Below are 12,274 nucleotides of genomic sequence, written 5' to 3'. Positions count from 1 at the left end.
CCGCCAAGCGTTCAGCCCTGCAAATGGCGCGCGTGCCAGCCGACATGCTCGGCCATGAAGGTCGAGATGAAGTAATAGGAATGGTCGTAGCCGGGCTGCATGCGGATGTCCGCCGGCATGTCGGCGGATTTGCAGGCATCGACCAGCAGATCGGTCTTGAGCTGTTCCTCGAGGAAATTGTCCGCCGTGCCCTGGTCGACCAGCAGGTTCGCATGGCGCGCACCGTCTGCGATCAGCGCGCAGGCATCGTATTCGCGCCAGTCGCTGCGGTCACCGCCCAGATAGCCGCCCAGCGCCTTGTCGCCCCACGGGCAGTTCAGCGGGCTGACGATCGGCGAAAAGGCGCTGATCGAACGGAAGCGGTCGGGATTGCGCAGGCCGATGGTCAGCGCGCCGTGGCCGCCCATCGAATGGCCGCTGATCGCCTGCCGCTGCATGTCCGCGGGGAAATGCTCGGCCAGCAGCGCGGGCAGTTCCTGTTCGATATAGCTACGCATCTGGAAATGCTGCGCCCAGGGCGCCTGCGTCGCATCGACATAGAAGCCCGCGCCCTGCCCGAAATCATAGGCCTCGTCATCAGGTACGTCCTCACCGCGGGGCGAGGTGTCGGGCGCGACGAAGATGACCCCGTGCTCGGCGCAGGCGGCGCGGAATTCGCCCTTCTCGGTGACATTGGCGTGGGTGCAAGTCAGCCCCGACAGGAACCACAGCACGGGCAGCTTCGCGCCGTCTTCATGTGGCGGGACGAAGACCGAGAAGGTCATCTGCGTGCCGGTGCTGGCCGAAGCATGTCGGTAGACGCCCTGCACGCCGCCATGGCTGCAATTTTCCGATACCGTCTCGAGCGTGCCCGCGGTGGTCATAGCGCGACCTCGTATTTCGCGGTCGTCTTCGCGGCGATTTCATCAGCCGTCACGCCCGGCGCCAGTTCGACCAGCCGGAAGGGGCTGTCATGGTCGGGCCGCTGGAACACCGCCAGATTGGTGACGATCATGTCGACCACGTTCTGCCCGGTCAGCGGCAGCGTGCATTCGGGAATGAACTTGGGGCTGCCGTCCTTGGCGGTGTGATCCATCACCACGATGATCTGCTTGACGCCCGCGACCAGATCCATCGCGCCGCCCATGCCCTTGATCATCTTGCCCGGGATCATCCAGTTGGCGATGTCGCCGTTCTGCGCGACTTCCATCGCGCCCAGCACGGTCAGGTCGATATGCCCGCCGCGGATCATGGCGAAGCTGGCCGCGCTGTCGAAATAGGCGCTGTGCGGCAGTTCGCTGATGGTCTGCTTGCCCGCGTTGATCAGGTCGGCATCAACTTCGTCGGGGTAAGGGAACGGCCCGATGCCAAGCATGCCGTTCTCGCTCTGCAGCGTGACATGCATGCCTTGCGGAATGTGGTTGGCGACCAGCGTGGGAATGCCGATACCCAGATTGACGTAATAGCCGTCGCGCAATTCCTGCGCGGCGCGCGCCGCCATCTGGTTGCGGTCCCAGCCTGCTGCTTCCTGGGGCATCAGGCGCTCTCCCTTTCACGCGTGGTCTCGAATTCGATCTTCTTCTCGTAGGGCGCGCCCACGATCATCCGCTGGACATAGACGCCCGGCAGGTGGATGCAGTCGGGGTCGAGGCTGCCGGTGGGCACGATCTCTTCGACCTCGACCACGCAGACCTTGCCGCAGGTGGCCGCGGGCTGGTTGAAATTGCGCGCGGTCTTGCGGAACACGAGGTTGCCGGTTTCATCCGCCTTCCATGCCTTGACGATGGCGAGGTCGGCGAAGATGCCGCGTTCGAGGATGTAGTCCTCACCGTCGAAGGTCTTCACTTCCTTGCCTTCGGCGACCTGCGTGCCGACGCCGGTCTTGGTGTAGAAGCCGGGAATGCCCGCGCCGCCGGCGCGCATGCGTTCGGCGAGCGTGCCCTGCGGGCAGAACTCAACCTCGAGCTCGCCCGAAAGGAACTGGCGTTCGAATTCCTTGTTCTCGCCGACATAGGAGGAGATCATCTTCCTCACCTGTTGCGTGCGCAGCAGCATGCCGATGCCTTCATTGTCGATGCCCGCATTGTTGCTGGCGAAGGTCAGCCCCTTCACGCCGCTGTCGCGGATCGCGGTCAGCAGGCGTTCGGGAATGCCGCACAGGCCGAAGCCGCCGCTGGCGATGAGCATGTCGTCGCGCAGCACGCCGTCGAGCGCCGCTGCGGCATCGGGATAAATCTTGCCGGCCATCAGAATACCACCACGCTGCGGATGCTTTCGCCTGCATGCATCAGGTCGAAGCCCTTGTTGATTTCCTCGAGCGACAGGACGTGGGTGATCATCGGGTCGATCTCGATCTTGCCGTCCATGTACCAGTCGACGATCTTGGGCACATCGGTGCGCCCGCGCGCGCCGCCAAAGGCAGTGCCGCGCCAGTTGCGCCCGGTCACCAGCTGGAACGGCCGCGTCGCGATTTCCTTGCCTGCTTCGGCCACGCCGATGACGATGCTGGTGCCCCAGCCGCGATGGCAGGCCTCGAGCGCGGTGCGCATAACCTCGGTATTGCCGGTGCAGTCGAAGGTGTAATCGGCGCCGCCATCGGTCATTTCGACCACCTTCGCGACGACCTCGTCGCGGCTCATGCCCTTGGTGTTGAGGAAGTGGGTCATGCCGAACTTGCGGCCCCATTCCTCGCGGTCAGGGTTGATGTCGATCCCGATGATCATGCCCGCACCCGACAGCCGCGCGCCCTGGATCACGTTGAGGCCGATCCCGCCGAGGCCGAACACGACGACATTGTCGCCCACCTGCACCTTGGCGGTGTTGGTCACTGCGCCGACGCCGGTGGTGACGCCGCAGCCGATATAGCAGCTGGTCTTGAACGGCGCGTCTTCGCGGATCTTGGCCACCGCGATTTCGGGCAGCACGGTGAAGTTCGAAAAGGTCGAGCAGCCCATGTAATGGTAGATCGGCTCGCCCTTGTAGGAAAAGCGCGTGGTCCCGTCGGGCATCAGCCCCTTGCCCTGGGTCGCGCGGATCGCGGTGCACAGATTGGTCTTGCCGCTGAGGCACGATTTACACTGGCGGCACTCGGGCGTGTAGAGCGGGATCACGTGATCGCCCGGCTGCACGCTGGTCACGCCCGCGCCGACTTCGCGCACGATGCCCGCGCCTTCGTGGCCCAGCACGCTGGGGAAGATGCCCTCGGAATCGAGCCCGTCGAGCGTGTAGGCATCGGTATGGCAGATGCCGGTGGCCATGATCTCGACCAGCACCTCGCCTGCCTTGGGCCCTTCCAGGTCGAGCTCGACGATTTCGAGCGGCTGCTTGGGGGCGAAGGCGACTGCGGCGCGGGTTTTCATGGATGACGGCTCCGGACTAGGGGTGCCGGCGCACCGGCCTCGGGGCGGAATTCAAGGTGGTGAGCCGTGCTGGGTTCGAACCAGCGACCTACTGATTAAAAGTCAGTTGCTCTACCGACTGAGCTAACGGCCCGACCACGGCGTGCCACCTAGGGGCGCTGTCGCAGGTGGTCAAGCCGGTGTTGCGGCAATCCTGTCAGCGCCGCCGTACGGCGCGTGCCGCCAGCTGGCGCAGCGTCAGGCCGGAGACCGGATCGCGCCAGTCGGGCGCGATTTGCGCCGCCGGATGCAGGACGAAGTCGCGCTGCCGGAACAGGGGGTGCGGGATCGCCAGGCGCGGGCCGTACCATGTCCCCCCGCTCCACAGCACGATATCGAGATCGAGCGTGCGCGAGCGCCAGCGCTGCCCGCGCCGGTCGCGCCCGAAAACGCGTTCGACGTCCTGCAGGCTCGCCAGCGCGGCCAGCGGCGCGCGACCGCCCGCGATGATCGCTGCGCCATTGGCATAGCGCCGCAGCGACGGGCCGACCGGGGCACTGTCGATCACGCGCGCAACCGCCTCGACCTCCCAGCCGCTTTGGGCCAGCGCCGCCACCGCCCCCGCCAGCACCGCGCGCGGCGCGCCCAGCCCCGGCACCCGGCGGTTGGAGCCCAACGCGACCAGATATCGATGCTCGCTTGCGTCGCCCATGCCCCCGCCCTAGCCTCGCTGCCGACAAGTACCAAACGGGAGCGGCAGGCGAATGAAGATCAAGGCGATTCTGGCAGCGGGTGCGCTGGCCATGGCGGGGCAGGCCGCCGCCGACGACCACGCGCCGCGCGCGCTGACCGCGCATGAGCAGCGGGTTTACGACATCTACCGCGATATCATCGCCTTCCGCACGGCAGCAGGTCACGGCCAGATGGACGACATGGTCGCCTATCTTACCGGCCGGCTGGCGGCCGCGGGCTTTGCCGAGGAGGATTTGCTGGTCACCGATTTCGACAGTGACGGCGATCCGACGCAGGGACTGGTCGTGCGCTACCGCGGTGACGGGTCCGCCGGCGCGAAGCCGATCGTCATGCTCGCGCATATGGACGTGGTCGACGCCCTGCCCGAGGACTGGGAGCGTGATCCCTTCACGCTGGTCGAGGACGAAGGCTATTTCTTCGGCCGCGGGACGCAGGACAACAAATACGGCGTCGCCAACCTCATCGGCACTTTCATCCGCCTGAAGGAAGAGGGCTGGCGGCCAAACCGCGATCTCTATCTGGTTTTCTCGGGCGACGAGGAAACCGGCATGGTCTCCACCCGCGCGCAGGCCCGCTGGGTCGCCGACAATGTCGATCCCGCCTATGTGCTCAATTCGGATGCCGGGGGCATCGGCCTGGCGGACGATTTCGCCCCGCTCGCGCAGCAGGTGCAGCTGGCCGAGAAGACCTATGTCACCTTCGATGTCACCGCGACCAATCCCGGCGGGCATTCTTCGCGTCCGCGCAGCGACAACGCAATCTATGACCTCGCGGGCGCACTAACGCGGATCGAGCAGCTTCGCTTTCCGGTGCGCGAAAGCGAGTTGACCCGCAGCTATTTCGGTGCGCTGGGGCAGAGCATTCCGGGCGAACTTGGCGCAGCCATGCGGACATTTGCCGCCGATCCCGCCGATGACGAGGCAATCGCGCTGATCAGCGCCGATCCGGGCTATGTCGGCACGCTGCGCACGACCTGTGTGGCGACCATGCTCGATGCAGGTCATGCCGAGAACGCGTTGCCGCAATCGGCCAGCGCCGCGGTCAACTGCCGGGTTTTCCCGGGTGAAGGGGTGGAAACGGTCAAGGCTGCGCTGGAAACGGCAATCGACAATGAAGCGATCACCGTGACACAGCGCGAAGAGGCGACCGAAAGCCCGATGAGCGCGTTCCCCGACGAGGTTCGCGCAGCGCTGGCGAAATCGCTCGCAACCCGCTTCGGTGAAGCGATCCCGATGATCCCGACCATGTCATCGGGCGGCACCGACGGCATGCATTACCGCGCGCTGGGCTACGACACGGTGGCCATCGGCGCTGGCGCGAGCCGGCCGCAGGACATCTATGCGCATGGCCTCAACGAACGGATGCGGGTCGATGCCTTCTATGCCGGGCTCGACCATTGGAGCATCGTGCTGAAGGAGCTTGCGGGCGGCTAGAACAGCTCGTTCGCCGCTTCTCGGGTGGTGAATTCGCCCAGCGTCAGCTTGCGCCTGCGGCGGAACACGCCGCTGGTCGCGAGCGTGAAAGGCGCGGTCACGTCCCGCGAATAATTCGCCGACCGCAAGCGCACTTCGATCGCCGGCTCGGCGCTGCGGAACAGCACGATGGCGGCGGCCTGGATGGTTTGACCGGCAGCGCGGGGGCGGAGCACCTGGACCAGCCGGTCGATGACCTTCTGCGCGCCCTCGGTCGCGCCGGTATCGAGCACCGCGACGTTCTGGATAACGCCATTGGCGCGCAGTTCGAACACCAGCGGGAAGAACGTCCCGTCCTTTTCGATCCGGGCGATCGCGGCTTCGAGCGCGGCCGTGAACAGGGCATCGAGCCGTGTCTGGTCGATGCCCCCGGCCAAGCTCAGATATCCTCGCTGATGCGCCCGTAGAGCTGCGGCCGCCGGTCGCGGAAGAAGCCCATGCCGGCGCGGTGCTTGCGCGCGCGGTCGAGATCGAGCGTGGCGGTCAGCACGCCTTCGCTCGACCCGCCGAATTCCGCGACCAGATCGCCCCACTCATCGCTGATGAAGCTGTGGCCATAGAAGCTCTGCTGGCGATCGGCGGGGCCTTCGTGCCCGATCCGGTTGGCAGCGCAGACCGGCATGCAGTTGGACACCGCATGGCCGATCATCGCGCGGCGCCACATGCGGCTGGTGTCGAGATCGGCGTCATAGGGTTCGGAGCCGATAGCGGTGGGATAGAACAGCACTTCGGCACCCTTGAGCGCCATCACCCGCGCACATTCGGGATACCACTGGTCCCAGCAGATCCCCACGCCGATGCGCGTGCCGAACACGTCCCACACCTTGAACCCGTCATTGCCCGGGCGGAAATAGTACTTCTCTTCGTAGCCCGGGCCGTCGGGGATATGGCTCTTGCGATAGGTCCCCATGATGGCGCCATCGGGGCCGATCATGGCCAGCGTGTTGTAATAATGGTGACCGTCGCGTTCGAAGAAGCTGGTCGGGATCGCCACGCCGAGCTTTCCCGCCAATTCCTGCATCGCCTGCACGCTCGGGCTTTCGAGCGTGGGATGCGCGAGGTCGAACAGCTCTTCCTCTTCCGTCCGGCAGAAATACTCGCCCGCGAACAGTTCGGGCGGCAGGATGACCTGCGCACCCTTGCCCGCGGCTTCTTCCACCAGCGCGGACACGGCAGCGATGTTGTCGGCCGGCTCGGGGCGGGCGAGCGGCAATTGCAGGACGGCGACGGACAGCTTTCTCATGCGCGCGAGATAGGCAGCCGCCGCCGTCCAGACAATGGTTACTGCGCCTTGCGGAACAGCAGCGTCATGCGGTCGCTTTCACCGATCGCTTCGTATTTCGCGCGGTCCTGATCGCCGTAACGCAGCACCGGCGGCAGCGTCCACACGCCGCCCTCCCAGTTCGCAGGGTCGTTCGGATTGGCGTTGATCTCGCTCTCACCGGCCAGTTCGAAGCCGTTGGCGGCGAAGATCGCGACGACATCCTGCTTGCGCATGTAGCCGCGCTGGCGCGCGCCGTAATCGTCGTAGCTTGCGCCTTCGGGCGCGCGGTGCTGGACCACGCCGACCATGCCGTCGTCCTTGAGCATCATGCGTGCGGCCTTGAGCACATCGTCCGCCGCATTGCCCATGTTCAGCCCGTGCATCGAGCGGAAGATCAGCACGCGGTCGACCGTGCCGGCAAGGTCTTCGGGCATCTCGTCGATCTCGAATGCAGTGACGCTGTCAGCTTCGACCCCGGTCATTTCGGCGACTTCGGCTTTGAACCGCTCGGTCCAACCCTTCGCGCGCGCTTCCTGCGCCCGGCTGTTGTACGTCCGGCCGTCGCTGTCCTGATCGAAGGCGATATATTTGCCCGAGGAGTGCAGATAGGGCGCCAGCACGCGCGTGTACCAGCCGCCGCCCGGACCATATTCGGCCACGGTCATGCCGGGCGCGACCTGGAAGAATTCGAGCGTTTCGGCGGGGTTTCGGTACTGGTCGCGCGCGCGGTCGTCATCGCGCGTGTCGGCTGCCAGCACGGTTTCGAGATCGGCGGCGTGGTTGTCGGCGGCGAGCGGTGACGCGACGAGAGCGGCAACGGCGGCAGTCAGCATAAGACGCATGGAAAATCCTCCTCAATTCATCCGGCAGTGTTCTGGACCTGCCGCCGATGGATGACAAGGCGAAGACGGCTTCCTATCTGCGGAGCACAAGGAGATTGACGAGTATGGCTCAACAACAGGCGATCGTAGCCGGTGGATGCTTCTGGTGCACCGAAGCGGTGATGAAGGACGTTATCGGCGTCAGTAAGGTGGAAAGCGGCTATATCGGAGGGGACAAGCCCGATCCGACCTACAAAGAGGTCTGCACCGGCAACACCGGCCATGCCGAAGGTGTACGCGTGACCTTCGACGATGCACAGATCACGCTGGGCCAGCTCTACGATGTCTTCCTGGGGACGCATGATCCGACCCAGCTGAACCGGCAGGGCAACGATGTCGGCACGCAGTACCGCAGCGCGATCTTTCCGCTCGACGGGCAGGAAGACGAAGCGCGCGCGGCGATCGGGCGCTGGAACGACGATCATCCCGGGCAAAAGGCGGTGACCACGATCGAGAGCGGTCAGTGGTATCCGGCCGAAGATTACCACCAGGAATATTGGGAAGGCGAAGGCCAGCGCAATCCCTATTGCCAGGCAGTGATCCCGCCCAAGCTGATGAAGCTGCGCAAGAGCTTCCAGAAGTATCTCAAGGCCGATGCCTGACGCGGGCGGCGCGATGCGGATCGCGATCGTCGGTGCCGGTATGGCCGGGATGAGCTGCGGCCAGCGGCTCTCCCGGCTGGGGCACGAGGTCCGATTGTTCGACAAGGGCCGCGGCCCCGGCGGGCGGATGGCGACGCGGCGCATGGAAGACGGCGGCACCACGCTGCATTTCGACCACGGCGCGCAGTATTTCACCGCGCGCGACCCGCGCTTCGTCGAGCAGGTTGCGCATTGGGAAACCGCCGGCGTGGCCGCGCGCTGGGCCGCCGCAGGCGATGATGCCTGGGTCGGCACGCCCGCGATGAATGCGCCGCTCAAAGCGATGGCCGGTGAGCTCGGCGTGCAATTCGGGACGCGGATCGAACAGCTCGTGCGCGATGGCGACGGCTGGCAGATCGACGGAGAAGGCGCGCCGGATACGCGTTTCGACGCAGTGCTCGTCGCGGTGCCGGCGGAGCAGGCCGGCCCACTGCTGCAGCCGCATGCCCCGGCCATGGCCACGCTCGCCGATCAAACCGCTTCGGACCCATGCTGGACGCTGATGGCCGGGTTCGAGGCACCGCTGGCGCTGGTGCAGGACACGCTGCGCCAGCGCGGCCCGATCGGCTGGGCCGCGCGCAACAATGCCAAGCCCGGGCGCGCAAGCGAGGAATGCTGGGTCATCCAGGCCTCGCCCGAATGGTCGCGCGCGCATCTCGAAGACAACGCGGAAACGGTTGCAGCCGCGCTGCTGGCCGAACTGGCCGAAGCCAATGGCGGCCCGCTTCCACGCCAATTGGGCGCAACCGCCCATCGCTGGCGCTTTGCCAGGTCGGGCACGGCTGGCGAAGAGGCGTTGTGGGATGCAGAACAGCGGATCGGCGTCTGCGGCAACTGGCTCATCGGTCCGCGGGTCGAGGCGGCCTATATGTCTGGGCTGCTGCTCGCCGAAGCTGTCGGCGGTCGATAGGAGGCAGCACTTCGACGAAGCGGCGGGCGGGTTCCATTGCCCGGAGGAAGGATGGCGCCTAGCCGTCGATTTTCCCGATATTGCCGGAGCTTAGCGTGTCACCGATCATATCCTTGCTTGCCCCCTGCGCAGTCCTGTCGCTTGCCGCGGCCACTCCGGCAGCCGCGGGCGAACCCGCAGAGCGGCCCGGGTTCACCCCCTGCGCCGACGCCGACGCGCATCCGGCGCTTGGCGACACGCGATGCGCGCAGCTGGCCGTCCCGCTCGATCACGGCGCGCCCGAAACGGGCACCATCGATCTGTTCGTCCGCAAGTTCCCGGCACGCGGGGCTGCGACCGGTGAGCTATGGCTGATCGCCGGCGGACCGGGGGAATCGGGTGCGTCCTTCTACCCCTTCATCGACAGGTTGCGCGCGGCGGCGCCCGGCTTCGACCTGATCGTGCCCGATCACCGCGGGACCGGCCTGTCCACACGGCTGTGCCCGTCCGAGGAAAGCGCGGACAGCGCTGGCGGCATGGCGCTGGAGGGTGCGGAATGGGGCAGCTGCATCGGCGCTTTGCATGCCGATCCGCAGCGCACGCAGGCTTTCACGATCGGCAATGCAGCGCGCGACGTGAGCCTGCTGATGGACCGCCATGGCGGTGACACGCGCCGGTATCTCTACGGCGTCTCCTACGGCACGCAGCTGATCTTGCGCACGCTGGCAGTCGCCCCGCCCGAGCGGCTCGACGGTGTGATCCTCAACTCGCTCGTCCCCGCCGACGACGATCTGCGCCACGACCTCAGCCGGCGTTCGCAGGTGACCGATGCGGTCGGGCGGCAGGTGCTGCGCGATTGCGATGAGCGGCCTGACTGCAGCCGCTATTTCGACCAGCCGCTCGACGAGGCGCTGGCAGCCCTGCTCGCCGATCCCGAGCTGTCGGAGCCGCTTGGGCCGAAGCCGAAATACCTGCTCGCCGTATTGATCGACTTTCCCCGGACGCGGGCGATGTTGCCCTTTATCATCGCGGGCCTGCACCGCGGCGACGCGGCATGGCTGGAGCACGCGCAGGCCGAGCTGGGGCGCGTCCAGCAGACCTTCGCCGCTTTCCCGCAGTTCGGTTCGTCAATCCCGCTGGTGAGCCTGATCAGCCGGTCGGAGAACAACCGCCGCGCCGAGCTGACAGAGGAAATGATCGAGAGCGAAGAAGCCGGGCTGCTGTTCGCCAGCCCGCTGCCGCGGCACTTGCTGCCCGGCGGGTTCCCGACCTATGAAGCACCCGCGGATCTGGGCCGTCTGCCCGAACGAATCCCGCCGACGCTGGTGCTGCACGCAAAGCGCGATCCCAAGACCGCCTTCGCCGGGGCGGCAGCCCTTGCCGAGCGGCTCGATGCTGCGGGCGATATCGAACTGGCGGCAAGCGATACGGCGGCCCACTATGTGTTGATGACCGATCCCGATTTCGCGATCGCGCAACTGCGGGACTTCATCGCCCGCTGATCAGAGGTCCCGTCGCCATCGCGCGATGAAGAAGCCGTCGAGACCGCCGTGCTCTTCGAGCATGCCGGGGTCGGTGCGCAGCCATCCCGCGCTGCCCGGCTCGACGCCCTGCGGCAAACCATCACGGGTTATCGGATCGGGGGTGAGCGAGACGGCGCCGGCCTGGTCTTCGCCCTCCGCGCGTTCGAGCGAGCAGGTTGCATAGACCAGCGTCCCGCCCGGCTTGAGCCAGCCTTGCGCGCGCTGAAGCAGTGCGGCCTGCAATTGCGCCATCTGCTCGATGGCCTCTGGGCCGATGCGGTGCAGCACATCGGGATGACGCCGCGCGGTCCCGGTCGCCGTGCAGGGCGCATCGAGCAGGATCGCATCGAATGTGTGCTTCGGTTCCCACTTGAGCGCGTCGGCGCGGACGGCGCCCGCCTTCAGACCCGTGCGCTTGAGATTGGCCTTGAGCAGGTCGAGCCGGCGTTTCGATATGTCGAGCGCGGTCACCTGCCAGCCCTGCGCGGCCAGCTGCAGCGTCTTGCCCCCCGGCGCCGCGCACAGGTCGAGCACGTGGCGCCCCTCGCCCGGGCCCAGCAGCCGTGCGGGCAGCGAAGCAGCGATATCCTGTACCCACCAGGCCCCTTCGCCAAAGCCCGGCAGTTTTTCGACATTGGCTCCGCGCGGCAGGCGCAAATGCCCGGGCATCAGGCTGTCGGCGGAAAGCTGTACGGCCCACTGCGCGGTGTCCGCAGGATCGCGCAGTGTGAGATCGAGCGGGGGCGGTTCGGCCAGGCCGGCGGCGATCGCGGGGGCCCGCTCGCCCCAGCGCATAGCGACTGGCTCGGGCAGCGTCGGGGCGTCAGGCAGCGTGTCGCCGCGCTTGGTCAGAGTGGAGAATACGCCATGTGCCAGCCGGCGCTGCCCCCCGGCGAGCAAGTCGAGCCCGGTTGCCAGCACCGCGTGCGGCGGGGTGTCCAGCCGCAGCCATTGCGCCAGCATCATCCGCAGGACCATGCGCGCCTTGGCATCATGCGGCAGCGGCTTCTTGGTCGCGCTGTCGATCAGCGCGTCGAGATCGACCAGCCAGCGCAGGACTTCGCTGGCAATGGCCCGCGCCAGCGCCTTGTCCTCGAACTTGCGGATGTCGCGGGTCGCGCCGTTGAAGGCGATGTCGAGCGTTTCGCCCTGGCGAAGCACTGCATCGAGCAGGCGCAGCGCAGCGCGGCGGGCGTGGATACCGGTAGGTTGGGCCATGGGGGCCAGCCCCTACCCCCACTTGCACAAAGCCGCCAGCGGCATCATGTTGGCGGCATGCCGAAACGCGCAACCACCCGCCCCGAAGGGTTCAAGAAGCCCGCTCACTGGACCAACGATGCCCCGCCTGCGCCCAGGAAGGGCAGCAATGACGAGGACCTCAGCCCGACGCGCTATGGCGACTGGGTAAAAGACGGCATCGCCATCGATTTTTGAAATGATGTTCCGGTTGCGCACCGACATCCGTCGGTGCGTCCTCGGGGCTGTTCCTCTGCTTCGCTGCGGGCCCCTGCGGGCGGGCATGCAGGTGGCCTCT

The 12,274-nt window shown here is 66.6% G+C and carries 14 protein-coding genes and 1 tRNA gene; 5 read left to right on the top strand and 10 right to left on the bottom strand.

Going from position 1 to position 12,274, the window contains the following annotated elements:
- Nucleotides 1-11: 11 nt before the first annotated feature.
- The 6 genes from fghA to folK all read right to left on the bottom strand — a co-directional run bounded on the left by fghA (nt 12) and on the right by folK (nt 4,029).
- A complete protein-coding gene (gene fghA / locus SJY12_RS12175; RefSeq protein WP_397505483.1) occupies nt 12-863 on the bottom strand; it encodes an S-formylglutathione hydrolase in 852 nt (283 codons plus the stop codon).
- On the bottom strand, nt 860-1,516 hold the full coding sequence (locus SJY12_RS12170) for a CoA transferase subunit B (RefSeq protein WP_348347767.1): 657 nt from the start codon (nt 1,514-1,516) through the stop codon (nt 860-862). Before SJY12_RS12170 ends, fghA begins: the two co-directional genes overlap by 4 nt.
- Nucleotides 1,516-2,226, bottom strand: coding sequence for a CoA transferase subunit A (locus tag SJY12_RS12165; RefSeq protein WP_397505482.1), 711 nt, complete (start codon nt 2,224-2,226; stop codon nt 1,516-1,518). Before SJY12_RS12165 ends, SJY12_RS12170 begins: the two co-directional genes overlap by 1 nt.
- A complete protein-coding gene (locus SJY12_RS12160; RefSeq protein ID WP_050599722.1) occupies nt 2,226-3,338 on the bottom strand; it encodes an S-(hydroxymethyl)glutathione dehydrogenase/class III alcohol dehydrogenase in 1,113 nt (370 codons plus the stop codon). Before SJY12_RS12160 ends, SJY12_RS12165 begins: the two co-directional genes overlap by 1 nt.
- 57 nt (nt 3,339-3,395) lie before the next feature.
- A tRNA-Lys gene (locus tag SJY12_RS12155) sits at nt 3,396-3,471 on the bottom strand.
- Nucleotides 3,472-3,534: 63 nt separating this feature from the next.
- Nucleotides 3,535-4,029 (bottom strand): 2-amino-4-hydroxy-6-hydroxymethyldihydropteridine diphosphokinase, encoded by a 495-nt coding sequence (gene folK / locus SJY12_RS12150; RefSeq protein WP_050599723.1) that lies wholly within the window; start codon nt 4,027-4,029, stop codon nt 3,535-3,537.
- 52 nt (nt 4,030-4,081) lie between these two features.
- Here folK and SJY12_RS12145 point away from each other — a divergent pair, with 52 nt between their 5' ends.
- Complete coding sequence (locus tag SJY12_RS12145; RefSeq protein ID WP_397505481.1) at nt 4,082-5,503, top strand: M20/M25/M40 family metallo-hydrolase; 1,422 nt, start codon at nt 4,082-4,084, stop codon at nt 5,501-5,503.
- Here SJY12_RS12145 and SJY12_RS12140 read toward each other — a convergent pair.
- Genes SJY12_RS12140 through SJY12_RS12130 form a run of 3 tightly spaced genes read right to left on the bottom strand, consistent with a single transcriptional unit; the run spans nt 5,500 to nt 7,648 of the window.
- Nucleotides 5,500-5,919 (bottom strand): hypothetical protein, encoded by a 420-nt coding sequence (locus tag SJY12_RS12140; RefSeq protein ID WP_397505480.1) that lies wholly within the window; start codon nt 5,917-5,919, stop codon nt 5,500-5,502. The genes SJY12_RS12145 and SJY12_RS12140 overlap by 4 nt on opposite strands.
- A gap of 2 nt (nt 5,920-5,921) precedes the next feature.
- On the bottom strand, nt 5,922-6,785 hold the full coding sequence (gene aguB, locus SJY12_RS12135) for an N-carbamoylputrescine amidase (RefSeq protein WP_397505479.1): 864 nt from the start codon (nt 6,783-6,785) through the stop codon (nt 5,922-5,924).
- Nucleotides 6,786-6,823: 38 nt separating this feature from the next.
- Nucleotides 6,824-7,648 (bottom strand): class I SAM-dependent methyltransferase, encoded by an 825-nt coding sequence (locus SJY12_RS12130; RefSeq protein WP_397505478.1) that lies wholly within the window; start codon nt 7,646-7,648, stop codon nt 6,824-6,826.
- 104 nt (nt 7,649-7,752) lie between these two features.
- Between SJY12_RS12130 and msrA the strand changes: the two genes are divergently transcribed.
- From msrA to SJY12_RS12115, 3 genes are all read left to right on the top strand, one after another.
- A complete protein-coding gene (msrA, locus tag SJY12_RS12125; RefSeq protein WP_050599728.1) occupies nt 7,753-8,289 on the top strand; it encodes a peptide-methionine (S)-S-oxide reductase MsrA in 537 nt (178 codons plus the stop codon).
- Nucleotides 8,282-9,238, top strand: a complete 957-nt coding sequence (locus SJY12_RS12120; protein WP_397505477.1) for an NAD(P)/FAD-dependent oxidoreductase — start codon at nt 8,282-8,284, stop codon at nt 9,236-9,238. The genes msrA and SJY12_RS12120 overlap by 8 nt, the downstream gene beginning before the upstream one ends.
- Before the next feature lie 95 nt (nt 9,239-9,333).
- On the top strand, nt 9,334-10,719 hold the full coding sequence (locus SJY12_RS12115; RefSeq protein ID WP_397505476.1) for an alpha/beta fold hydrolase: 1,386 nt from the start codon (nt 9,334-9,336) through the stop codon (nt 10,717-10,719).
- On the opposite strand, the gene SJY12_RS12110 is transcribed toward SJY12_RS12115, so the two are convergent.
- Entirely contained in the window at nt 10,720-11,958 is a 1,239-nt protein-coding gene (locus SJY12_RS12110; RefSeq protein ID WP_397505475.1) for an RsmB/NOP family class I SAM-dependent RNA methyltransferase, read from the bottom strand.
- 57 nt (nt 11,959-12,015) lie between these two features.
- Here SJY12_RS12110 and SJY12_RS12105 point away from each other — a divergent pair, with 57 nt between their 5' ends.
- A complete protein-coding gene (locus SJY12_RS12105) occupies nt 12,016-12,174 on the top strand; it encodes a DUF1674 domain-containing protein (protein ID WP_082835556.1) in 159 nt (52 codons plus the stop codon).
- Nucleotides 12,175-12,274: the final 100 nt, after the last annotated feature.

Source organism: Qipengyuania sp. R86523 (genome assembly GCF_044596365.1).
In the GTDB taxonomy this organism is placed as follows: Bacteria; Pseudomonadota; Alphaproteobacteria; order Sphingomonadales; family Sphingomonadaceae; genus Qipengyuania; species Qipengyuania citrea.
The sequence above is the reverse complement of the archived record's forward strand: the minus strand, read 5'-3'. Positions and strand labels throughout refer to the sequence as shown.

Bases quoted from the DNA above. Each gene is read 5' to 3' on its own strand.
- fghA (WP_397505483.1), bottom strand. From the start codon at position 863: ATGACCACCGCGGGCACGCTCGAGACGGTATCGGAAAATTGCAGCCAT.
- SJY12_RS12170 (WP_348347767.1), bottom strand. From the start codon at position 1,516: ATGCCCCAGGAAGCAGCAGGCTGGGACCGCAACCAGATGGCGGCGCGC.
- SJY12_RS12165 (WP_397505482.1), bottom strand. From the start codon at position 2,226: ATGGCCGGCAAGATTTATCCCGATGCCGCAGCGGCGCTCGACGGCGTG.
- SJY12_RS12160 (WP_050599722.1), bottom strand. From the start codon at position 3,338: ATGAAAACCCGCGCCGCAGTCGCCTTCGCCCCCAAGCAGCCGCTCGAA.
- folK (WP_050599723.1), bottom strand. From the start codon at position 4,029: ATGGGCGACGCAAGCGAGCATCGATATCTGGTCGCGTTGGGCTCCAAC.
- SJY12_RS12145 (WP_397505481.1), top strand. From the start codon at position 4,082: ATGAAGATCAAGGCGATTCTGGCAGCGGGTGCGCTGGCCATGGCGGGG.
- aguB (WP_397505479.1), bottom strand. From the start codon at position 6,785: ATGAGAAAGCTGTCCGTCGCCGTCCTGCAATTGCCGCTCGCCCGCCCC.
- SJY12_RS12130 (WP_397505478.1), bottom strand. From the start codon at position 7,648: ATGCGTCTTATGCTGACTGCCGCCGTTGCCGCTCTCGTCGCGTCACCG.
- msrA (WP_050599728.1), top strand. From the start codon at position 7,753: ATGGCTCAACAACAGGCGATCGTAGCCGGTGGATGCTTCTGGTGCACC.
- SJY12_RS12120 (WP_397505477.1), top strand. From the start codon at position 8,282: ATGCCTGACGCGGGCGGCGCGATGCGGATCGCGATCGTCGGTGCCGGT.
- SJY12_RS12110 (WP_397505475.1), bottom strand. From the start codon at position 11,958: ATGGCCCAACCTACCGGTATCCACGCCCGCCGCGCTGCGCTGCGCCTG.
- SJY12_RS12105 (WP_082835556.1), top strand. From the start codon at position 12,016: ATGCCGAAACGCGCAACCACCCGCCCCGAAGGGTTCAAGAAGCCCGCT.